Raw genomic sequence first — 20,029 nt, 5'->3', positions numbered from 1 at the left:
TTTCTTGCAGCTGACAAGATTTTTGATACCGTACTCGGACAGGCAGCTGAGAACCCCTATGCCGCTCGGCTCGCTTCGCCGCTGCAAACACATAGCCGGCGCTTCTGGTTCCGCCTGCAACGGCCTGACAGCCTGCAGCAATCAGCAGGCGCGCATCGGGCTTTGATCGACGCCATTATCGCACGGAAACCCGAACTTGCGGCTGACGAGGCTTCCGAACTGATCAATCATTTACGCACACTTGCGCCTTGATCCAGTCCATCAAGCAAAAAAAGGCCGCGGGTTGATTGCCGCGGCCTCCTTTTCAAACGTTCTGCAATTATTACTTCATCGTCGGAATGACGAATTCCGCACCGTCCTTCACCCCGGATGGCCAGCGTGACGTAACGGTCTTTGTCTTGGTGTAGAACCGGAACGCATCTGGACCATGCTGGTTTAAATCGCCGAAGCCGGAACCCTTCCAGCCACCAAATGTGTAGTAAGCAATCGGAACCGGGATCGGTACGTTCACACCAACCATGCCGACCTGCACACGCGAGGCGAAATCACGGGCCGCATCGCCGTCACGGGTGAAGATGGCAACACCATTGCCATATTCGTGTTCGTTCGGCAGGCGGATTGCATCTTCATAGGTATCAGCTCGTACGATGCCGAGAACGGGTCCGAAGATCTCTTCCTTGTAGATGCGCATGTCAGGCGTTACATGGTCGAACAGGCAGCCACCCAGGTAATAGCCGTTCTCGTAGCCCTGCATCTTGAAGCCACGGCCGTCGACGACAAGCTTCGCACCTTCCTTTACACCAAGATCGACATAAGCCTTGATGCGCTCCAGCGCCTGCTTGGTGACAACCGGACCATAATCAGCCGACATGTCAGTCGACGGACCGACCTTGAGGCTTTCGACGCGGGGGATCAGCCGCTCGACCAGGCGGTCGGCGGTGTCCTTGCCGACGGGGACGGCAACGGAAATCGCCATGCAGCGTTCACCAGCCGAGCCATAACCTGCACCGATCAGCGCATCGACGGTCTGGTCCATGTCGGCGTCCGGCATGATAATCATGTGGTTCTTGGCACCGCCAAAGCACTGGGCACGTTTGCCGTTGGCCGAAGCGCGAGTGTAGATATACTGGGCGATCGGCGTTGAACCGACAAAGCCGACAGCCTTGATGTCCGGATCGTCCAGGATAGCGTCGACAGCTTCCTTGTCACCGTTGACTACATTGAAAATTCCGGCAGGAAGACCAGCTTCAATAAAGAGTTCAGCAAGCCGCATCGGCACGCCTGGATCACGTTCCGAGGGCTTCAGAATGAAGGCATTGCCCGAAACAATCGCCGGGGCAGCCTTCCACAGCGGAATCATCGCCGGGAAGTTGAAGGGGGTAATGCCTGCAACGACGCCCAGTGGCTGGCGCATGGAATAAACGTCAATACCGGTACCGGCATTGTCGGAAAACTCGCCCTTCAGCATATGTGCGGCGCCGAGGCATACCTCGACCACTTCCAGGCCGCGCTGGATATCGCCCTTGGCGTCGGGAATGGTCTTGCCGTGCTCACGCGAAAGCAGCTCTGCCAGCGAGTCATATTCCGCTTCGACCAGTTCGAGGAACTTGCGCATAACGCGAATGCGGCGCTGCGGATTGGTCGCAGCCCATTTTGGCTGTGCGGCCTTGGCGTTTTCGACGGCAGCGCGCACTTCGGCGGGCGTAGCCAACGCAACTGTGCCCTGAACGGTACCGTCCATTGGCTGGAAAATCTCGGTCGTGCGACCGCTCGTTCCGGCGACATGCTTGCCACCGATAAAATGTCCAACTTCACGCATTGCGAGCAACCTCCCTGCAATTGATGGATTTCTGTTGTCCTATCATCGCGCTTCAAAATATTTATTGCAAGCCAAGCAAAAGCGTATCCGTTGTGCAAAAATTAAAGTACCAATACACACGGAGGACCGCTTATGAACTGGGATGATGTGCGTATTTTTCTGGCCGTCGCCCGATCGGGACAAATCCTCGGAGCGGCGAAGCGCCTTGGCGTCAACCACGCAACTGTGGCACGGCGGCTTACGGCATTCGAAAATGACCTCAACACAAAACTCCTGACTCGCCGCACCAACGGCTGTGAGCTCACACATGCAGGCGAGGAGTTTCTGCTGTCGGCAGAACGCATGGAGGCTGAAATGCTCTCCATTCGCTCGTCGCTCGGTGACGCAGACGTTGCGATTTCAGGGTCGGTCCGTATTGGCGCACCGGATGGCTTCGGCGTGACCTTTCTCGCGCCGCGCTTGGCTCTACTTACAGCTCGCTACCCTGACCTCAAGATCCAGCTTGTTCCTGTACCGCGGTCTTTCTCGCTTTCGCGCCGCGAAGCCGATATTGCGATCACGGTTGACCGGCCAGACCAAGGTCGCCTCGTCGCCCGCAAACTGGTCGACTACAGCCTGTGCCTGTATGCCAGCCGGTCCTACCTGGCCGAGCATCCTGCGCCACAGTCCGTAGAGGAGTTGTCGACGCATCGGCTCGTCGGTTACGTCGATGATCTCGTTATCAGCCAATCGCTGAACTACGCGCCAGAGATCAGTCGCGACTGGCGCCCTGCGTTCGAAATCTCCAGCGCCCTTGGTCAAGTTGAAGCGGTGCGCGCAGGCGCAGGCATCGGTATTCTCCACATGTTCATTGCCCGTGAGCATGACGACTTGGTCCCCGTGTTGCCCGACCGCACGATTCGCCGCTCCTATTGGCTGGCGTATCATGAATCAGTACGCACGCTCCGGCGCATCACGGCCGTATCCAGCTTCATTTCCGATCTGGTAAACAGTGAGACCGGCCGATTTTCCTGAACACCGCTTGTGTCAATTCAAAGCGAAAATGTGATTAACCAGCACGGAACAAACTTGACCCTTTTGACTTCAAATGATGCACGATAATGGCGAATCAAGTCGGAGAGGAAAATGTACCGGTATATCTTGGCATTTGCGATCGCATTTGGCGGCGCGCAGTTCATAACTGTGCCCGCGCAGGCACAGAACGCTATCAAATGTGAATCCCGCAAGTTCAAATACAGGGAGTGTAATGTTGATATGCGCCGTCCGCGCATCGTGCGTCAGCTGTCGGGTTCTCCATGCATTGCCGGCGATACCTGGGGTTTTGAGCGGGGTACCATCTGGGTCGACAAGGGATGCGCAGCTGTCTTCGCCGATTCCGCGCGCCCGCGCTGGCGCGAGCGGGATCGATATCCGGATGACCGCTATCCGCGTCGCCGTGGCGATGATCGCTACTACGATCCCTATAGCGACGACCAGATGGACGACTACTGAACCAGCTTCACTCTGAACTCAGAGCAACTGCCGGCTGAAGCCTTGAAGCGTTTCGGGCCGGCAGATAGCCAAAGACCAGCCCCGTCAGGAACGAACACGCGAAGGCCAATACCACTGGGCCCATCGTAAAACTGATCGGCGCGCCAAGAACCTTGGCAAGCACGCCCGTCCCAAGACCGGCTACCACACCTATCGCACCACCTATCGCAGAAACCACCAGCGCCTCGATGATGAACTGCAGCAGAATATCGCGCTGCCGCGCGCCTGTCGCCATGCGTACACCGATCTCCCGGGTCCTTTCGCTGACGCTGACCAGCATGATGTTCATCACGCCGATGCCGCCAACAAGCAGCGAGATCGCTGCCACGGCAGCCAAAAACAGCTTCAGCGTGTTCGACGTCTCGGTGACGGCCTCGCGGATCGACGCCATGTTGGTGATTTGGGTATCCTGCTTTTTATGGCGCCGGTCGAGCAGCGCTTGAAGCGTGTCCTGCGTAGTATCGATGGCAGCACCATCCTTTACCTGGACAGTGATCGATCGCACATTGCGTTGACCGAAGAGCCGCATGCTCCCGGTGGTCAGTGGAACGAGGATTGTATCGTCCTGATCGTTGCCCCCAGGCCCCGCCCCCATTTCGCTCATGACGCCAATAATCTGGAATGGGATCTTGTTGACGAGCACATACTTGCCGAGCGGACTTGTCCCGTCCGGGAAAAGCGTTTTTACAACAGTTTGCCCAAGCACAGCCACCGGCGCGTAGGCATCCATATCACCTTGATTGATGAATTCGCCCTGCCCGATTTTCCAGGATTTGGCCTGGGTGAATTGCGGCACCGTGCCATTGGCCGTCGTCTGATAGTCGATGTTGCCGTAACGTAACGTAACGGTGCTCGTCATCTCCGGCACAGCGAAGGCAACATTCGGCTGCTCCAGAATGGCGTCGGCGTCAGCCGGTATCAGTGTGACGATACTGCCGCCAGTCCCGCCACGGAAATTGGCCATGTTTGGCCGGATCACCAGGAGATCGGAGCCCATTGACGAGATGCGATCGAGTACGGAATTCTGCGCCCCGGTCCCGATAGCGAGCATCGCCACGACTGAACCAACGCCAATCACGATGCCAAGCAGCGTCAGGATGGTACGAAACAGATTGGCGCGTAGCGCGCGTAGCGCCATCTTGATTGCTTCGGTCACATCGGCAATCGCCGCAACGCCTTCAATCGCCTTCTGTTTGAGCCCTGAAGCAGCTTCAGGGTTGCTCCGCCGCTTCTTGGTACGGTCGGAGATGATCCGCCCGTCGCGAAGTTCGATCAGTCGGTCTGCCTGTTCGGCTACCTCGCGCGAGTGGGTAATAACGATGATCGTGTGGCCGCTTTCATTCATGCTGCGCAAGAGCGCCATGACTTCTTCGCCGCTCTGGCTGTCCAGGGCACCTGTCGGCTCATCGGCGAGGATGACGCGGCCACCATTCATCAGCGCCCGCGCGATGGACACACGCTGCTGCTGCCCGCCCGAAAGCTGATTGGGACGATGATCCAGCCTGTCACCAAGTTTGAGCGAATTGAGCAAAGCCTCGGCCCTATCATGCCTGTCGCGCGCCGTCGCGCCTGCATAGACCGCCGGAACCTCGACATTTTCCTGCGCACTGGCGGTCGGTATCAGATTATAACTTTGAAAGACGAAGCCGAACGTACGGCGGCGCAATCCCGCTAGTTCATCCGATTCGAACCCGGCGACATGTTCGCCGTCGAGCAAGTAGTCACCGCTTGTGGGCTTGTCGAGGCAGCCGAGAATATTCATCAGCGTCGACTTGCCGGAGCCGGATTGGCCGATGATGGCAACGAACTCACCCGCTTCGATATCGAGTGAAATGCCATGCAAAACCTCAACGGCGAGATCGCCATTGTAATAAGTCTTGCTGATATCCTTGAGCGAGATGAGAGCTGTCATGGCTTAGAACATCGGCGGCATGCGCATGGTGCGCTGCGAGCGGTTGTTGGTACCACGGTTAGCAGAGGTCGCGCTGGAATCGCTTCCCGTCCCGACGACCACCAATTCACCTTCCTTCAGTCCGCTCCTGATCTCGGCATTGACGCGGTTTCGAATACCTACCTCGACCGCGCGCGTCTCAGTTGCACCCGAAGAATTGAGCACCGTAACTTCTGCCTTGCGCGGTTCGCCATTGGGCCCCGCGCGGCGCGAGCCGCTCACCGTGTTAATGGCGGAACTTGGCACGATCAGCACATCCTTGGCTGCCGACTCTACGAAGAACACCTGGGCGCTCATCGATATCATCAGATCGCCGTCAGGATTGGGAACATCAAATAGCGCGTAATAGAGAACGACGTTGTTTTCGATATCCGGTGTCGGCTGGATCTGCCGCAATTTGCCTGTGTAACGCTTCCCTGGTTGGCCCAACAGGGTAAAGTAGGCATCCATTCCGATCTTGAGTTTACTGACATCCGCTTCTGAAACCTGCGCCTTGACCGTCATCGTCGACAAGTCGGCGATCGTAGCAATCGTCGGGGCAGTCTGGCTGGCGTTCAGCGTCTGACCTTCTTTGACCGGTACAGCGGCGATCGTACCAGCCATTGGCGCATAGATTTTTGTATAGCCAAGATCGACTTCATCACCCGCAAGCGTCGCCTTTTGCTTGCGGATTTGCGCTTCCAGCGCGTTGACATCCGCTTCGGCAGCAGCGAGATCGGCAATGGCCTGATCGAGCACAGACTGTGAGACACTCCGCGTCGCCACAAGATTGCGTTGTCGGTCGATATTGGCCTGTTTCAGAACCAGCTGCGCCTTTTTGGACACGAGCTGTGCCTGCAGGTTGGCAAGTTCCGCCTGGTCGATTTCAATCTTGTTCTGAATGGTCGCGGGATCAATTTCGCCAATAAGCTCATTCTGCGTGACCTTATCGCCAATATCGACATGCAGCACCTTTAGCTGTCCGGAAACCTGCGCGCCGGCATCAACGGATTTAATCGAATCAAGTGTACCGACGGCAGTCACTGCATTTTCGATGTCACCGCGCACCACGGCCTGCGTGATCACAGCAGCGGTTGACGTCGAGGCTTTATATTGGCTCCACGCATAGTAGCCGGTGCCGGCAACGGCCAGAACAACTGGCAGCCACAACCAAAGCCGTGAACGCCGTTTCTTGCGTCCTGGCGGAACGGCTCCTGGAATGAACGTGACATTGGACGTATCGGGCGACGCCTTGTCTTGCTTGGCTGCGCTAGCTATTTTGTTCATCTATCCCATTCCATCTCGTTGCAGACGATGAGCACTCATCCTGATGCATATTACCAAGAAATGGAGATGAGGGGTTCGCCCGAAAAGCATTGAGATCATTATATTTCCGTAATGATCATCGAGCCGCATGATCAATGATGGGCATGAACAGGGGCTGAATAGGTTTACACCCGGTGGTAGGGATGCCCCGAGAGGATTGTTGTTGCGCGGTAGAGTTGTTCCGCGACGAGGATACGGACAATCTGATGCGGCCATGTCATAGCGCCAAGTGCAAGGACGAGATCGGCTCGATCGCGCAATATAGCATCATGTCCGTCCGGGCCGCCAATGGCGAGGAGAAGTTGGCGCTTTCCGTCGTCGCGAAACCGCGCGATGGTCTTTGCGAAAGCTTCCGACGGCATTGTCTTGCCACGCTCATCAAGCAGGATCAGGATCCCGCTTTGATCCAGCGCCTCCAGAACTTTCGAGGATTCTTCCTGTTTGCGTAGCTCCGGCTGCTGCGCGCGGCTTTCAGTGATTTCGATGGTGGAGGAGAATTCCAGCCCAAGCGGGGCCCCGGTTTTTTTCAGGCGATCGAAATAGCGGTCTGCCAATTCCCGTTCGGGGCCAGATTTCATCCGGCCCACGGCAAAAACGGTAATGCGCATGACACTCTCCAGTATCCGGGGTTTTAAATGCCCGACACTTCCAAAGCCGGCCAGCGACCGGTCGAAACCTGTTAACCGTTCAGAACGTTCCTTAGCCTATGGCCGAACGTCCAGATCCGTTCGTTATACGCACGCTAAAGCGTCCTTTGTGCGCCGAAAACAGCGCACACGCTTTAGTGAACGGTCTCTCCGTCAAGCTCGGGAGCCTGCCACATCTTTTCGATGTTGTAGAACTCGCGCACTTCCGGACGGAAAATATGGATGATGATATCGCCTGTGTCGATCAGCACCCAATCACCGCTGGTTAGACCTTCGACCTTCGCGCCATTGCCATGCCCGCTCTCTTTCAGAGCGCGCAAAAGCTGGTCCGCGACCGCCGTTACGTGACGATGCGAACGTCCCGACGCGATGACCATGTGATCACCGATGACGGATTTGCCTCGAAGGTCGATGGGGACAATGTTTTCAGCCTTGGAGTCTTCGAGACTGGCAAGGACTGACTGGAGGGCAAGAGATACGGAATTGATTCCGTTCATCTCTGCCGCTGAAGGTGCCAAGGCATCCTTCTTCTGAAATGCTGTTCTCAGTGTATTTCCTTTCCCTTAAGAACAACGCGCTGCAGTCTGCAAGCATACTGCACATTACTAAGATAGGCAGAGTCGCATGACAGTTTCAAGACGTCATATCGGCGTAACCCATTTCGCAGGGTCATTCTCTGTATAAGCTGGCACACGGCCAAGATCAGCCTTTTGGCTGCGCTGCTCCATTACGAATGTCAGTGGATGAGAGTAAAGACCGCGGTCCGTGAATGAAAGTCCAGGCCGGTGCCTTCGAGTGGGGAAGGATTGGCGCGTCGGTCTCGTCGATGCGCGCATAATCGAAGGTCTTTGCCATGCGCGACGATAGAAACGCCAACGTCGATCCCGGCCGGTCGATTACGGCGATTGGAAAAGTCAGCGCGATCCTCTGCCAACGCTGCCAGCGATGGAAATCCGCGAGATTGTCCGCCCCCATGATCCAGACGAAATGCACACCTGGGTTGCGCGCCTTGATCTTTGCCAGTGTATCTGCCGTGTAGCGAATATGATGGGCTGCCTCGAAAGCCGTAATCTTTATCCGTGGATCATGGATGAGGTCCTCGCAGCGTTGCAGCCGCTCCGCCAGCGGTGCCAGGTCGCGCGTGTCCTTGAGCGGATTGCCGGGCGTGACAATCCACCATAATTGATCAAGCTTCAGACGCCGCAGCGCAATTTCGGCAACGAGCGCATGGCCCGCATGCGGTGGGTTGAAGGAACCGCCGAACAGCCCAACTGCCATCCCTTTCTCAACGAAAGGCATGCGTAAATGCGCTCCGCCAACGCCCGCAAAGCTTGCTCGCAACCGCTGCTTTGATGTCACGGGCGAGTCTGGCCATTGCCGCGTACGCGGTATTTGAACGAGGTTAACTGCTCAACGCCGACTGGTCCCCTCGCATGCATCTTGCCGGTAGCAATACCGATTTCGGCGCCCATGCCGAATTCGCCGCCATCAGCAAACTGCGTTGACGCATTATGCAGGAGAATTGCGGAGTCGATTTCGTTGAAGAACCGTTCCACCACGTGAACGTCTTCTGCAATTACCGCTTCCGTATGGTGAGAGGAATAGCGATTGATGTGCTGGATCGCGCCTTCAATACCTTCGACAAGCTTCACCGAAATGATCGCATCGAGATATTCCGTCGACCAGTCTTCTTCCGTAGCCGGCGTGGCGTCAGGAAAGAGCTGCATCACTGCACTGTCGCCGCGAATTTCGCAGCCCGCGCTACGAAGATCATCAAGCAAGGGCACCAGATGCGATGGAGCGATAAGACGGTCGACCAGAAGCGTCTCCGCGGAGCCGCAAACCCCCGTGCGGCGCATTTTCGCATTCACAGCGATCTTGCGTGCCATGGCGAGATTGGCGGAGGCGTCGATGTAAAGGTGGCAGAGCCCTTCAAGGTGGGCAAAAACCGGCACACGGGCTTCGGATTGCACGCGAGCGACGAGGCTCTTGCCGCCGCGCGGGATGATCACATCGAGATTGCCACCAAGACCTTTGAGCATTTCACCGACCGCCGCGCGATCGGTAGTCGGGACAAGCTGGATTGCATCCTTTGGCAGACCAGTCGTTTCAAGCCCTTCCAACAGGGCTTCGTGAATGGCTTTCGATGAATGTGCTGAATCCGAGCCGCCGCGCAGAATCACCGCATTGCCGGATTTGAGGCAGAGTGCACCGGCGTCTGCCGTCACATTTGGCCGGCTCTCGTAGATTACTCCAATAACCCCAAGTGGCGTGCGCACGCGCTCGATATGCAAACCGTTGGGACGATCCCATTCGGCAATGACGTCCCCGACCGGGTCCTCGAGATCGGCAATCGTGCGGATACTTTCGGAAATGCCGGCGATACGCTTGTCATCGAGCTTCAACCGGTCAAGCAGCGAAGCCGCCATCCCTGCATTCTGGCCATTGGCCATGTCCAGTTTGTTGGCCGCAAGGATTTCGGGTAAGCGGCGATCGATTGCGTCGGCCATCGCACGGAGGGCAGCAGTTTTCTGGGTCGGCAAAGCAACGGACAGCGGCTGTGCAGCCGCCCGTGCTTTGCGGCCAATTTCGGCCATCAACTCAGCGACGGACTGTTCTGCATCCACACGTCTCAACATCTTTCACTCCTTGGCGGTGGCGACGCGCCTTGCCGCACGCACCACCAGATCATCACGATGGATCATCGCGGAACGGGCATCATAACCGAGAATTGTCGCAATCTCATTGGTCTTGCGCCCGGCGATCTTTACGGCATCGGCGGCGTCATAGGCAATAAGCCCGCGCGCCGCTTCCCGTCCATCAGGACCAACAACCGCGACGGTGTCACCACGCATGAATTGACCCGCCACTTCCCGCACGCCTGCCGCAAGCAGCGACTTGCCGGATTTCAGAGCGACCAACGCGCCCTCATCGATCACCAGCCGCCCGGATGGCTCGAGATTCCCGGAAATCCATGTTTTCCAGGCATTGACCGGCGTCGAACTTGCCTTGAACAAGGTAGCGCGCTCACCCTTGTCGATCGCTGTCAGCGGATTAAGCCGGGTGCCTGACGCAATGATCATCGCCGTGCCGGCGGCATTGGCAATCTTGCCTGCATCGAGTTTGGTTTTCATGCCGCCACGCGAATATTCCGACGCTGCCGCGCCCGCCATGGCTTCGATGTCTGGCGTGATGGACTCCACAACAGGAAGAAACTGCGCATCGGGATTCTGATGTGGCGGAGCAGTATATAGCCCATCAATGTCCGACAGCAGGATCAACAGATCAGCGCCCATCATGGTCGCGACGCGTGCCGCAAGCCGGTCATTGTCGCCGTAGCGGATTTCGGTTGTGGCGACCGTGTCGTTCTCGTTGATCACCGGCACAGCCTTCAGCCTGAGCAAGGTGCCCACCGTCGCACGCGCATTGAGGTAACGCCGACGCTCTTCGGTGTCCGAAAGGGTCAAAAGGATCTGTCCGGCACGCAATTTGTGATGGCTGAGAACCTCTGCATAGGCCTTCGCAAGTTCGATCTGGCCCGCGGCAGCCGCTGCCTGGCTTTCCTCCAAACGCAAGGCGCCCCTGGGTAGTCCCAGCACAGTGCGCCCCAGCGCGATCGCACCGGACGATACGATCATCATCTCGACGCCGGTAGCCGCAAGTGCCGCGACATCAGCGCCGAGGCTTTCCAGCCACTCGCGCTTCAGGCCGCTGGTGCGATCGACAAGCAATGCCGATCCAATCTTCACGACGATCCGGCGATAGCTGTGGAGTTTTGGCAATAGCCTTGACCCTGCCTCATCTTCATTGTCGCGGAGCTGCGCGGATTTTACGTTCATTGCATCACTCGATAGTTTTGACGCCACTTAGTATTTAAAACGCGTATCGACCTCGACAGGCGCTTCGGATTCTCGCGATTCCAGGATGATCGCCGACAGCGCTCGCAGCACCTGCTCGACGCCTTCCCGGGTGACAGCAGACAGGAGCATCGGCTCGCGGCCTGCCGCCTTTTTCAGCGCGGCTACCTTTTTCTTGCGTGATGCAGCGTCTAGCGTATCAATCTGGCTTAGCGCCACGATCTCCAGCTTGTCCGCAAGCCCATGGCCATAGGCTTCGAGTTCAGCACGCACGGTCTTGTAGGCTTCTGCGACATTGTCTTCCTGGGCCGAGACCAGATGCAAGAGCACGCGTGTGCGCTCGACATGACCAAGGAAGCGGTCGCCGATACCGACGCCCTCATGCGCTCCTTCGATCAGACCGGGAATATCGGCAATTACAAACTCGCGCGCGTCAATGCGTGCAACGCCGAGATTGGGATGGAGCGTCGTGAACGGATAGTCGGCGATTTTCGGCTTGGCTGCTGTTACGCTCGCGAGGAAGGTGGACTTTCCCGCATTGGGTTTGCCGAGCAGCCCGGCATCGGCAATCAGCTTCAGCCGGAGCCAGAGATTGCGTTCCTCTCCTTCAAGACCCGGATTGGCGCGGCGCGGCGCCTGATTCGTCGAGGTCTTGAAATGCAGATTGCCAAAGCCGCCATTGCCACCCTTGGCGAGACGATAGCGTTGACCAACGACGGTGAAATCGCAAATCAGCGTCTCATTGTCTTCTTCGAAAATCTGCGTGCCGACAGGCACCTTGAGCACAACGTCGGCACCCTTGCCGCCGGTCATGTTGCGGCCCATGCCATGCATGCCTGTCTTGGCCCGGAAATGCTGCTGGTAGCGATAGTCGATGAGCGTGTTGAGACCGTCGACCGCCTCCGCCCAGACATCGCCGCCGCGACCGCCATCACCGCCGTCGGGACCGCCGAATTCCAGAAATTTTTCGCGGCGGAATGACACCGAGCCGGCACCACCATCGCCGGAGCGGATATAGACTTTCGCCTGGTCGAGAAATTTCATGAAAGTTCAGTCCTTTTTGATGTTCCGAGGCATTACAGGAAAATCCCGGAGAAGAAAACTGGCCGCCTCAATCTCGGGGCGGCCAATTGACAATCATGATGTCCAGCTACGAAGGCCGATCCAGGTGCGCCGGTCGAGCATATAGCGCTCCACGGGCACATTGCCCGCCACCAGAGAATCCATCATGCCGGTATTGGCATACTGGAATCCGCTCTTGTAGATCACCCGGCGCGAGGCGACATTCGATACGCGGCAGGAGGCGTGCAACTTTTCCACCTGCGTTGCCCGGAACACCAGATCGACCAGAGCATGCGCTGCTTCGGTGGCATAGCCCTTGCCCCAATGCGGCTCGCCCAGCCAATAACCAATCTCCAGCTCGTCCTTGCGGGAGGTGCCATATTCATCTTTCTTGCGCAGGTAGTTGATACCGCAGCAACCAACGAACGTGCCCGATTGCGCAAGGGTAATGGCATAGACGCATTTGCCGATCTCGCCCGCATTGGCGCGGCGCACGAAATCCACCGCATGTTCCTTCGTATAGGGGTGCGGCATGCGGGAAAGCATTTCGGCCACATGAAGGTTATCGGCGAGACGGGCAATTGCATCCACATCCTCGTTACGTGGCGCGCGTAAAACAAGGCGTTCCGTAACGAGAACCGGACAGTCTATCAAATCCAGCCGTTCTTCATCGTCTTCCAGTATTTCAGCAACCATTTGTCGTTCCTCCAGATGCGAAAAGGGAGATGGGTGGTAATCCCATCTCCCCTTTGATCTTTTGGCTTGGTTGCCAGACACCGGGTCCGATGGGACGCCGGTGCTTCAAGCAGGACCGGCTATTCTGCTGCTTCGGCGATCGGGTTGACGATCGACACGTAGCTACGGCCGTTGGCTTTGGTACGGAAGGAAACGATGCCTGCTTCAAGTGCAAACAAAGTATGATCCTTGCCAACGCCAACGTTGACGCTGGGATGCCATTTAGTGCCGCGTTGACGGACGAGGATGTTGCCGGCAAGAACGCGCTCGCCACCAAACTTCTTCACGCCAAGGCGCTTCGATTCGGAATCACGACCGTTGCGTGACGAACCACCAGCTTTTTTATGTGCCATCGGATTGCTCCTTTAAACTTGTTCTTACTCGCCCTTAGCGGGCTTCTCGGCCTTGGCAGCAGCCTTCTTCGGCGCTGCCTTAGCCTTTGGGGCGGCTTTCGTCTCGGTTGCGGTGACATCCGCAGCGGCAGCTTCTGCCTTCGGAGCAGCTTCCTTCTTGGCCGGCTTTTCAGCTGCCTTCTTGGAAGGCTTCGCACCGTCTGTCAGAATTTCCGAGATACGGATCGTCGTCAGTTCCTGACGATGACCACGCGTACGCTTGGAATTCTGGCGGCGGCGCTTCTTGAAGGCGATGACCTTGCGTGCACGGCCCTGTTCGACGACTTCGGCCGTTACCAGCGCGCCGCCAACAACAGGAGCACCGATCGTTGCGTCGGCTCCGACGCCAACCATCAGAACTTCGGCAAATTCAACGATATCACCGGCATCGCCGGCAACTTTCTCGACCTTCAGAAGGTCGTTGGCGGCAACACGATACTGCTTACCACCGGTCTTGATGACTGCGAACATTTTTTCCCTTTCGGAGTTCGGTTCGGTTTTTTGCCGTTTTTGCGGCAATAACCGTCTTTTTGTCAGTCGTGACAGATTGATCGAAAGGCGCTTTGACCCGTAAGAATGAAGGCACCCGAATTCAAAAACAAACGGCGCGGAGAATCCCCCACGCCAGTCGTCGGGCGCTTATAGGATCAGCTTCGTCACCGAGTCAAGAAATTTAAAGCAAAATTGCTCTTGTATCTGGAGGCTTTGCCCGCTATCTAGCGCGTCGCACGCTCAAGCCAAGCCCTTCGGGGCATCGCGGCACCGGCAGGGCTGAATTGTCCTGGCCATATATCCGGGATCTTTTTGATTGATCCCTCACGCGGAGAGGTGGCTGAGTGGTTGAAAGCACCGCACTCGAAATGCGGCATGGGGGCAACTCCATCGGGGGTTCAAATCCCTCCCTCTCCGCCATCTATTACAGATTTTTGTGACATATCGATTGCTTGGAATCCCGCCTATCGAACCTTCGGGACGCAACATCCTATCGAACGTCGTTGCTTGGTGGCGAGAACATCCCTCAAGTTTCAAAATGCAGCCATTCTACTTTCAATTCGATGCCGCAGGGTCTTGACGCAAGCACGGCCCGCATCGCCGTTTCTGGATTCACCGGTCGATTGTTCAGCATAGGCATCCGCCCACCCGATATCTTTGAGGATATGTTCTGGAAGTTCATTGACGTGGCGTCTCGTGCGCACATTTCGCCAAAAGCTCGTCAGGTTCGAGAGGTGCCGTCTTACTCCATAGACAATATCGAAATCAGCACAGGCCATATCCTGGTCCTCCAGTACTTTCGGTCGAGGTCGTTCCCGCGAACTGCCCTATTCGTTTTGCGCGTTTCCGGCTGGCCGATGACAGCGTCTGAGCCAACCGGATACTGTTCGCCTATGACCAATGGGCCCGCAGCGCCTCATTGAATGTTGTCGGCCGCTCCTCGGGAAAGAACAGGCGCGCATTCTCAAGCTCGATAACGCGGTGTGTGCCGGGTATGCGCTCGGCGAGCCAATGGGCCCATTTTTTGTCGAAATACACGTCACCGGTTGCCCAGACGATCAGCGTCGGTGCTGCAATCGTCTTGAGCCTTGGCTCGATAATGACGGTTTGTGCGCAATCGAAGGCTTCGACGAACCGCTCGAGGCCTCGCACACGGTTCGGTCCTGAGAGGAACGGCCGCAGATAGGTGTCAATCGTATCATCGGCGACGGTGGCAGCATCTTCATAACAAGGCCCGAGCGCGCCGGGTGATCGAAAGATGTCCTTGTCATTGACCATGGCCGTCAACGTGCCGCGCAAGCCGCCAGCTGAACACATGTCGACAAACCCCTGAAACGCCTCCGGTGGCCAGTTATCGTGCGTATCGCAGTTGGTAAGCGTCAGGCTGCATAACCGTTCGGGATTGTTGACCGCAAAAATCTGGCTAACCGCACCGCCGCCATCGTTTCCGACAAGGTCCACCTTTCCGATGTCAAGCGCATCAAGAAATTGTGCAAGCATTGTCGCCTGCGCCGTACTTGATACGTCCTGATGGTTGGAAACCTCGGTTTCGCCGTGTGCCAGCGTATCGATTGCAATACACCGCCTGATGTCCGACAGCCCCGAGAGCTGATGACGCCAGATGTAGCTGTTGACGAGGATGCCATGCACGAAGAGCGCGACCGGCCCTTCGCCCGCTTCGGCATAGTAGATGCGTCCAGACGGCGTATCGACGTATTTCTTGGCAGCCTGGAACTGATCGCTGCTCATGATTTCTTGTTCCGGCTGGATTCGCGCAGCTTCTGCGCGCACTCTTCGCAGCAGACTTCAACGACGTGTGCTCCAATTTTGACCTCGATGGCATTCGCATCGAGTTTGTCATCGCATACTGCACAAGTTTTCTCAGTCATGGTCGTATCTCCTTGCTAGCCCGGCTATTCGGGCATGATCAGGAGATCATCTTGCGTTTCTGGTCGCTATCGAGATCTTTAGCCGTTTCTAGGAGCGCCAGTCGATTGTGTGAACGCAGTGGGTGATCGACCATATGCCTGGCGAAAAGCCGCCGTAAAATGGCTATGGCTGGAGAAGCCCAAATCCAGGGCCAGAGCCGATAAATCGTCGTATCGCCTGATGAGGTCCAAAGCACGCGCAAGCCGCAGCCGCAGATGATAGCGGTATAAGGGCATGCCTTCGACCTGTTGAAATACTTGGGTCAGATATACGGGTGATCCGCCGATCTCAGCGGCGATTTCTGCCAGCGTCCATCGCCGGGACAAATCACTGGCCAAGAGGACTTTGACACGGTCCGCCAACCGGCTGCGCGCAAAAGATGCTCGAGATTGGTGTGATGTGCGCGGTCCGAGGCTGCGGCACACCAAAGTCAACAGAAGGCTCTCCGCCGCCAACGGTTCAATGGAGCCGTTATCCAGACTATGCCCAAGCAGGGCGACCAGGACTTGGGCACGAGAGTCGATGCGCAGATCCTGACACCGGAAACCGAGTTTACCGTGATCATTCAAAAGGTGACTTGGCGCCAGTTCACGCAAGACGGGCTCTGCCAGGCTAAGCGACAGGCTCGCGTCGCCGCCTTCTACGGGGTGACTGACGTGATAGCCCTCGCCAGCGTTAAAGAAGAGAACGTGGTTGGCATCTGCCACGGATTGGTCGCTGCCAACGTGCCGAACATAAATACCGCGATAGGGGAACACGAGATGCGTCACGGAAGCAGACTCTTCCGCACTGCGATGACGGCAAGTACCGCTGCATCGAACGTCGTGCAGCATGATGGAATTCGTACCCAATAGCTGGCTGACTTCAAACTCGGACATTTTGTGGTTCCGATTACACCTGGAATAACCGGACCATACAAGAAGGCTCCTGACATCAGTCTGTCAGGAATTAGTGCCACAAACAGATATAATCAAGGTTGGACCACACGGCGAACTTCAGGCAGTCAAGGTGCATGAAGGTGCTGACGAATCTACACGCGTGTCGTGTATTCAATCCTTTAATGGCCAACTCTAAACGTGGACCCTAGTACCGCCGCTCCGCTAAACAATTGCGCCCGATTTGCCTTATGGGTCTGATGGATTAGACCTTTGCGTCATATTTCTGGCGGGTTTATAGGGTGGACGCTGTCCCTGTGTCATGCGCCATTTGCTGCTCTTCGCGCAGCAAATGCAAACCACGAAGCTTCATGACAATGCGAGGAGAGCTTCTGGTTTCATGGCGATGGGGCGGTTTCGTCAGAACGACAAAGGAACCACCCCCGCATATTGAACGTTGATAAACCGAATGGGCGGAACATTCAAAACTAGAACAGGGAATATAGTCATGTTGAAAAAACTGCTGATTGTCGGAGCGACTGCTCTCGTCGCCATCACTTCCGCACCGCAGGCATTTGCACAATCCATCATTATCGGACCAGACGGTGTCCGGTTGCGGGAACCTTATCAGGAACGCGCCTACCGGCGTGAGATCAGTGAACGTGAGGCAGTGCGAATCGCCAGGAGCGAAGGCCTCCGTGACGTCGATGACGTCAGACGGACAAGATCCAGGTTCGTAGTCGAGGGTACGGATCGCCGCGGCGATGATATCCGTGTCGATATCGATCGCCGGACGGGCGACGTGATTGGCGTCCAATAATTACGAATTCATGAATGAGAGCCCGTCACCTTTGGTGGCGGGCTTTTATGTTGAAGAAGACTTTGCCCGGGCACTGGCTTGCTATTAAGCCGTTGTTTCGCCATTGGCATCGTGGAGGTCAAACAGGCGTGAAAGTTCCAGTTCGACTGCCGTGAAGAACGCTCCAACCTGCTCATCCTGATCGTCTTCCGGAACGCCGAATTTGGCGAGGTGCCTGAACAGAGTGTCAGCGACCTGGTTCCGATAGGCTTCCGCTTGCCTTTCGGTGGCCTTTTCCATGATTTTCGCCGCCACATCGCGCACTTTTGCGACCCTCTTTGTGAGGGGAAATGCGATGATTTGGCATGGCATTGGGGATTTAACTTCGAACATGCTTGTTTTCTTCCCAGTCCGGCAATGATTCACCTGGCCTTTGATTCGCTCGACGATACGGGAAATTGTCCTAACAATTTGTTTCGGCTCATGTTTGGACCACGCGAGCGTTGCAATGCGGCTCAAGTTACGTAACGGTTGCACAGTGCGAGCTGGCGAACAGATTGTGTGTAACGTGACCACAATGTTGCCGGTTACGGTACGCATGCCTATCACAGTGGGGTAAAGTGATTCGCATTCGTTACGGCGCAGACAAGCAGATATGGCACTCAGCAATGCAGAGAGGCAGAGGCGGCACCGCGAACGGCAGAAGCAAAAACTCGCCGCTGCGGCACCCGATCTTGCCGCCCAGTATGAGAACGTTGGCGCTGATTTGCGCGAGAAGCTTTACGCACTCATCGACACTGAGAATGCCCGTAGAGAACGTTACGTAACTGGAAAACCGATTGAACAAACCGATTTCCGCCGTGTGATCCTCGATATTGCTCTCAACGAGAACCGATCTGGCATTGCCGACGCTGCACGCATGGTCCTGTTGCAGGCGCTTTGCATGGGGGAAAGCTCGGAGAACGAAATTCTCGAAGCGCGTCGCCAGAAAGAAGCGCTGACTTCCAGAAAAACCAAAAATCGTGATGCGAAGGAACAGGTGATACCACTTGCCCACTATGTGCGTGTTCCGAATTTCGGCTGATCTGCCCTGTTTTACTTCTGCGCCAGTATTCTGCTAGCCTGCCCCTTTCCAGCGCTAAACAAGCATGAGGTTAAGCCCCATGGCACATCCAGCCTTTTCCCCTTCCAATGTAGCAGTCGTCACAGGTGGTGCATCCGGTATTGGCCTTGCCGCAGCCAAGCGTTTCGCCGCGATGAATCTGAAGGTGGTCATTGCCGATCTGGGCGGTGAAAAACTCGATAAGGCGCGAGCCCTTGTCGCTGAACGGGTCCATCCGGAAAACGTCATCGCTGTCGCGACGGATGTCAGCAAGGTCGAAGATCTGCAGCACCTGCAACAAACGGTCGAGGAAAAATTCGGCGGCGTCGACGTTCTGATGAACAATGCCGGCATTCAGCCTGGCAGCGGCATCTTCAGCGCTGATAACTGGGAAATGATTATCGACGTTAATCTGTTCGGCATTATCCGTGGCAGCCAGGTCTTCGGCCCGAAGATGATTCTTCGGCAAAAACCAGCGCTCATCATCAATACCGGCTCGAAACAAGGCATCACCACGCCACCAGGCGATCCTGCCTATAATGTTTCGAAATCAGGGGTAAAGACCTTTACCGAGGCGCTGCAGCACGAGTTACGCAACACAAAAAACTGTCACGTAACGGCGCATCTCTTCATTCCCGGCTTCGTCTATACGCCATTGACTGCCGGAGGTCGCACCGAAAAACCTGCCGGTGCCTGGACGCCGGAAGAAACTGTCGATTTCATGTTGGAACGAGTGTCAGCGGGCGATTTCTACATTCTTTGCCCGGACAATGATGTGGCCCGCAGCCTCGATGAACGACGTATCCTCTGGTCTGCAAACGATATCATCAAGAACCGCCCGCCTTTGTCGCGCTGGCATCAGGAATATCAAAGCGAATTTGCTGAGTTCCTCAAGCAAAATGACTGAGAGATCGCAACGGGCCTGCGCCCGCTTCGGCGAGCCAAAGCGCAAGGCGAATTGAAATTGCGTCCAAGCTGACCTACTAGTCCCTGTCCACCTTCGGGAAGGCCCCGTTCAAAACCTGACCCATCACGCTGCTGCACGCCCACGAATACGGATGGCCCGCCACCAGCTTTAGACTGGAGTTTTTCATGACCGATATAACAAACCCAGTGGCAGTCGCTGCGGTGCCTGACACGCGAACCAGATTGAAGTCCATCATTGGCGGTTCTGCCGGCAACCTCGTGGAATGGTATGATTGGTATGTCTATGCCGCTTTCACGCTCTATTTTGCCCCTGTCTTTTTCCCTTCCGGCAACCAGACAGCCGAACTCTTGAGTGCCGCAGCCGTTTTCGCAGTCGGCTTTCTCATGCGGCCTATCGGCGCCTGGTTCATGGGGATCTACGCTGATCGCAAGGGTCGCAAGGCCGGCCTGACCCTCTCTGTCACGTTGATGTGCCTAGGATCTCTGCTGATCGCGGTCACACCGGGCTATAACTCGATTGGCCTGCTCGCTCCGGCAGCGCTCGTGTTCGCAAGGCTCCTGCAGGGCATCAGCGTCGGCGGCGAATATGGCGCGAGCGCCACGTACC

23 protein-coding genes and 1 tRNA gene are annotated in these 20,029 nt (G+C 56.5%); 8 read left to right on the top strand and 16 right to left on the bottom strand.

Annotated elements, in window-relative coordinates; all coding sequences use genetic code 11:
- A partial coding sequence (locus AAAC48_RS16675; protein WP_340655253.1) for an FCD domain-containing protein occupies positions 1-252 on the top strand: 252 nt, incomplete at its 5' end.
- Positions 253-322: 70 nt separating this feature from the next.
- Here AAAC48_RS16675 and AAAC48_RS16670 read toward each other — a convergent pair.
- Positions 323-1,819, bottom strand: coding sequence for a CoA-acylating methylmalonate-semialdehyde dehydrogenase (locus AAAC48_RS16670; RefSeq protein WP_340655252.1), 1,497 nt, complete (start codon positions 1,817-1,819; stop codon positions 323-325).
- A 132-nt stretch (positions 1,820-1,951) separates the two neighbouring features.
- Between AAAC48_RS16670 and AAAC48_RS16665 the strand changes: the two genes are divergently transcribed.
- Together AAAC48_RS16665 and AAAC48_RS16660 are read left to right on the top strand one after the other, a co-directional pair.
- On the top strand, positions 1,952-2,833 hold the full coding sequence (locus AAAC48_RS16665) for a LysR family transcriptional regulator (protein WP_340655251.1): 882 nt from the start codon (positions 1,952-1,954) through the stop codon (positions 2,831-2,833).
- A 111-nt stretch (positions 2,834-2,944) separates the two neighbouring features.
- Complete coding sequence (locus tag AAAC48_RS16660) at positions 2,945-3,310, top strand: DUF3011 domain-containing protein (protein WP_340655250.1); 366 nt, start codon at positions 2,945-2,947, stop codon at positions 3,308-3,310.
- A gap of 7 nt (positions 3,311-3,317) precedes the next feature.
- On the opposite strand, the gene AAAC48_RS16655 is transcribed toward AAAC48_RS16660, so the two are convergent.
- The 11 genes from AAAC48_RS16655 to rplU all read right to left on the bottom strand — a co-directional run bounded on the left by AAAC48_RS16655 (position 3,318) and on the right by rplU (position 13,769).
- Positions 3,318-5,261: a MacB family efflux pump subunit gene (locus AAAC48_RS16655; RefSeq protein ID WP_340655249.1), complete on the bottom strand. Its 1,944-nt coding sequence runs from the start codon at positions 5,259-5,261 to the stop codon at positions 3,318-3,320.
- A 3-nt stretch (positions 5,262-5,264) separates the two neighbouring features.
- Positions 5,265-6,566 carry an efflux RND transporter periplasmic adaptor subunit gene (locus tag AAAC48_RS16650; protein WP_340655248.1) on the bottom strand — a complete coding sequence of 434 codons (1,302 nt, stop codon included), beginning with the start codon at positions 6,564-6,566 and terminating at the stop codon, positions 5,265-5,267.
- Positions 6,567-6,730: 164 nt separating this feature from the next.
- Positions 6,731-7,213 (bottom strand): 23S rRNA (pseudouridine(1915)-N(3))-methyltransferase RlmH, encoded by a 483-nt coding sequence (gene rlmH / locus AAAC48_RS16645; RefSeq protein ID WP_340655247.1) that lies wholly within the window; start codon positions 7,211-7,213, stop codon positions 6,731-6,733.
- Positions 7,214-7,386: 173 nt separating this feature from the next.
- A complete protein-coding gene (rsfS, locus tag AAAC48_RS16640; RefSeq protein ID WP_340655255.1) occupies positions 7,387-7,749 on the bottom strand; it encodes a ribosome silencing factor in 363 nt (120 codons plus the stop codon).
- Between the two features lie 205 nt (positions 7,750-7,954).
- Positions 7,955-8,551, bottom strand: a complete 597-nt coding sequence (locus tag AAAC48_RS16635) for a nicotinate-nucleotide adenylyltransferase (RefSeq protein WP_340655246.1) — start codon at positions 8,549-8,551, stop codon at positions 7,955-7,957.
- Positions 8,552-8,607: 56 nt separating this feature from the next.
- Positions 8,608-9,891 (bottom strand): glutamate-5-semialdehyde dehydrogenase, encoded by a 1,284-nt coding sequence (locus tag AAAC48_RS16630; protein WP_340655245.1) that lies wholly within the window; start codon positions 9,889-9,891, stop codon positions 8,608-8,610.
- 3 nt (positions 9,892-9,894) lie between these two features.
- Entirely contained in the window at positions 9,895-11,091 is a 1,197-nt protein-coding gene (gene proB / locus AAAC48_RS16625) for a glutamate 5-kinase (protein ID WP_340655244.1), read from the bottom strand.
- Positions 11,092-11,118: 27 nt separating this feature from the next.
- Complete coding sequence (gene obgE / locus AAAC48_RS16620; RefSeq protein WP_340655243.1) at positions 11,119-12,153, bottom strand: GTPase ObgE; 1,035 nt, start codon at positions 12,151-12,153, stop codon at positions 11,119-11,121.
- Positions 12,154-12,246: 93 nt separating this feature from the next.
- A complete protein-coding gene (locus AAAC48_RS16615) occupies positions 12,247-12,867 on the bottom strand; it encodes a GNAT family protein (protein ID WP_340655242.1) in 621 nt (206 codons plus the stop codon).
- A 119-nt stretch (positions 12,868-12,986) separates the two neighbouring features.
- Positions 12,987-13,259: a 50S ribosomal protein L27 gene (rpmA, locus tag AAAC48_RS16610; RefSeq protein ID WP_340655241.1), complete on the bottom strand. Its 273-nt coding sequence runs from the start codon at positions 13,257-13,259 to the stop codon at positions 12,987-12,989.
- A 24-nt stretch (positions 13,260-13,283) separates the two neighbouring features.
- A complete protein-coding gene (gene rplU, locus AAAC48_RS16605; protein ID WP_340655240.1) occupies positions 13,284-13,769 on the bottom strand; it encodes a 50S ribosomal protein L21 in 486 nt (161 codons plus the stop codon).
- 351 nt (positions 13,770-14,120) lie between these two features.
- Here rplU and AAAC48_RS16600 point away from each other — a divergent pair.
- A tRNA-Ser gene (locus AAAC48_RS16600) sits at positions 14,121-14,210 on the top strand.
- Between the two features lie 471 nt (positions 14,211-14,681).
- On the opposite strand, the gene AAAC48_RS16595 is transcribed toward AAAC48_RS16600, so the two are convergent.
- The 3 genes from AAAC48_RS16595 to AAAC48_RS16585 form a co-directional block, all read right to left on the bottom strand.
- On the bottom strand, positions 14,682-15,539 hold the full coding sequence (locus AAAC48_RS16595; RefSeq protein ID WP_340655239.1) for an alpha/beta hydrolase: 858 nt from the start codon (positions 15,537-15,539) through the stop codon (positions 14,682-14,684).
- Positions 15,536-15,679, bottom strand: a complete 144-nt coding sequence (locus AAAC48_RS16590; RefSeq protein ID WP_340655238.1) for a hypothetical protein — start codon at positions 15,677-15,679, stop codon at positions 15,536-15,538. The genes AAAC48_RS16595 and AAAC48_RS16590 overlap by 4 nt, the downstream gene beginning before the upstream one ends.
- Positions 15,680-15,757: 78 nt before the next feature.
- Entirely contained in the window at positions 15,758-16,597 is an 840-nt protein-coding gene (locus tag AAAC48_RS16585) for an AraC family transcriptional regulator (protein ID WP_340655237.1), read from the bottom strand.
- Positions 16,598-17,102: 505 nt separating this feature from the next.
- On the opposite strand from AAAC48_RS16585, the gene AAAC48_RS16580 reads away from it, so the two are divergent.
- The gene (locus AAAC48_RS16580) at positions 17,103-17,414 is read left to right on the top strand and encodes a PepSY domain-containing protein (RefSeq protein ID WP_340655236.1); all 312 of its coding nucleotides are present in this window, start codon (positions 17,103-17,105) and stop codon (positions 17,412-17,414) included.
- A gap of 84 nt (positions 17,415-17,498) precedes the next feature.
- On the opposite strand, the gene AAAC48_RS16575 is transcribed toward AAAC48_RS16580, so the two are convergent.
- Positions 17,499-17,765 (bottom strand): DUF6074 family protein, encoded by a 267-nt coding sequence (locus AAAC48_RS16575; protein WP_340655254.1) that lies wholly within the window; start codon positions 17,763-17,765, stop codon positions 17,499-17,501.
- A gap of 283 nt (positions 17,766-18,048) precedes the next feature.
- On the opposite strand from AAAC48_RS16575, the gene AAAC48_RS16570 reads away from it, so the two are divergent.
- From AAAC48_RS16570 to AAAC48_RS16560, 3 genes are all read left to right on the top strand, one after another.
- Positions 18,049-18,477, top strand: a complete 429-nt coding sequence (locus AAAC48_RS16570; protein WP_340655235.1) for a hypothetical protein — start codon at positions 18,049-18,051, stop codon at positions 18,475-18,477.
- 79 nt (positions 18,478-18,556) lie between these two features.
- Positions 18,557-19,402 carry an SDR family oxidoreductase gene (locus AAAC48_RS16565; protein ID WP_340655234.1) on the top strand — a complete coding sequence of 282 codons (846 nt, stop codon included), beginning with the start codon at positions 18,557-18,559 and terminating at the stop codon, positions 19,400-19,402.
- A 185-nt stretch (positions 19,403-19,587) separates the two neighbouring features.
- Positions 19,588-20,029 (top strand): MFS transporter (locus tag AAAC48_RS16560; protein WP_340655232.1); only part of this gene is annotated, 442 nt, incomplete at its 3' end.

It is taken from the genome of Phyllobacterium sp. (assembly GCF_037994405.1).
Taxonomy (GTDB): Bacteria; Pseudomonadota; Alphaproteobacteria; order Rhizobiales; family Rhizobiaceae; genus Phyllobacterium.
Note: the sequence above shows the minus strand (reverse complement) of the source record. Positions and strands in the feature narration are given on the sequence as shown.

Bases quoted from the DNA above. Each gene is read 5' to 3' on its own strand.
- AAAC48_RS16670 (WP_340655252.1), bottom strand. From the start codon at position 1,819: ATGCGTGAAGTTGGACATTTTATCGGTGGCAAGCATGTCGCCGGAACG.
- AAAC48_RS16665 (WP_340655251.1), top strand. From the start codon at position 1,952: ATGAACTGGGATGATGTGCGTATTTTTCTGGCCGTCGCCCGATCGGGA.
- AAAC48_RS16660 (WP_340655250.1), top strand. From the start codon at position 2,945: ATGTACCGGTATATCTTGGCATTTGCGATCGCATTTGGCGGCGCGCAG.
- AAAC48_RS16655 (WP_340655249.1), bottom strand. From the start codon at position 5,261: ATGACAGCTCTCATCTCGCTCAAGGATATCAGCAAGACTTATTACAAT.
- AAAC48_RS16650 (WP_340655248.1), bottom strand. From the start codon at position 6,566: ATGAACAAAATAGCTAGCGCAGCCAAGCAAGACAAGGCGTCGCCCGAT.
- rlmH (WP_340655247.1), bottom strand. From the start codon at position 7,213: ATGCGCATTACCGTTTTTGCCGTGGGCCGGATGAAATCTGGCCCCGAA.
- rsfS (WP_340655255.1), bottom strand. From the start codon at position 7,749: ATGAACGGAATCAATTCCGTATCTCTTGCCCTCCAGTCAGTCCTTGCC.
- AAAC48_RS16635 (WP_340655246.1), bottom strand. From the start codon at position 8,551: ATGCCTTTCGTTGAGAAAGGGATGGCAGTTGGGCTGTTCGGCGGTTCC.
- AAAC48_RS16630 (WP_340655245.1), bottom strand. From the start codon at position 9,891: ATGTTGAGACGTGTGGATGCAGAACAGTCCGTCGCTGAGTTGATGGCC.
- proB (WP_340655244.1), bottom strand. From the start codon at position 11,091: ATGAACGTAAAATCCGCGCAGCTCCGCGACAATGAAGATGAGGCAGGG.
- obgE (WP_340655243.1), bottom strand. From the start codon at position 12,153: ATGAAATTTCTCGACCAGGCGAAAGTCTATATCCGCTCCGGCGATGGT.
- AAAC48_RS16615 (WP_340655242.1), bottom strand. From the start codon at position 12,867: ATGGTTGCTGAAATACTGGAAGACGATGAAGAACGGCTGGATTTGATA.
- rpmA (WP_340655241.1), bottom strand. From the start codon at position 13,259: ATGGCACATAAAAAAGCTGGTGGTTCGTCACGCAACGGTCGTGATTCC.
- rplU (WP_340655240.1), bottom strand. From the start codon at position 13,769: ATGTTCGCAGTCATCAAGACCGGTGGTAAGCAGTATCGTGTTGCCGCC.
- AAAC48_RS16595 (WP_340655239.1), bottom strand. From the start codon at position 15,539: ATGAGCAGCGATCAGTTCCAGGCTGCCAAGAAATACGTCGATACGCCG.
- AAAC48_RS16590 (WP_340655238.1), bottom strand. From the start codon at position 15,679: ATGACTGAGAAAACTTGTGCAGTATGCGATGACAAACTCGATGCGAAT.
- AAAC48_RS16585 (WP_340655237.1), bottom strand. From the start codon at position 16,597: ATGTCCGAGTTTGAAGTCAGCCAGCTATTGGGTACGAATTCCATCATG.
- AAAC48_RS16580 (WP_340655236.1), top strand. From the start codon at position 17,103: ATGTTGAAAAAACTGCTGATTGTCGGAGCGACTGCTCTCGTCGCCATC.
- AAAC48_RS16575 (WP_340655254.1), bottom strand. From the start codon at position 17,765: ATGCCATGCCAAATCATCGCATTTCCCCTCACAAAGAGGGTCGCAAAA.
- AAAC48_RS16570 (WP_340655235.1), top strand. From the start codon at position 18,049: ATGGCACTCAGCAATGCAGAGAGGCAGAGGCGGCACCGCGAACGGCAG.
- AAAC48_RS16565 (WP_340655234.1), top strand. From the start codon at position 18,557: ATGGCACATCCAGCCTTTTCCCCTTCCAATGTAGCAGTCGTCACAGGT.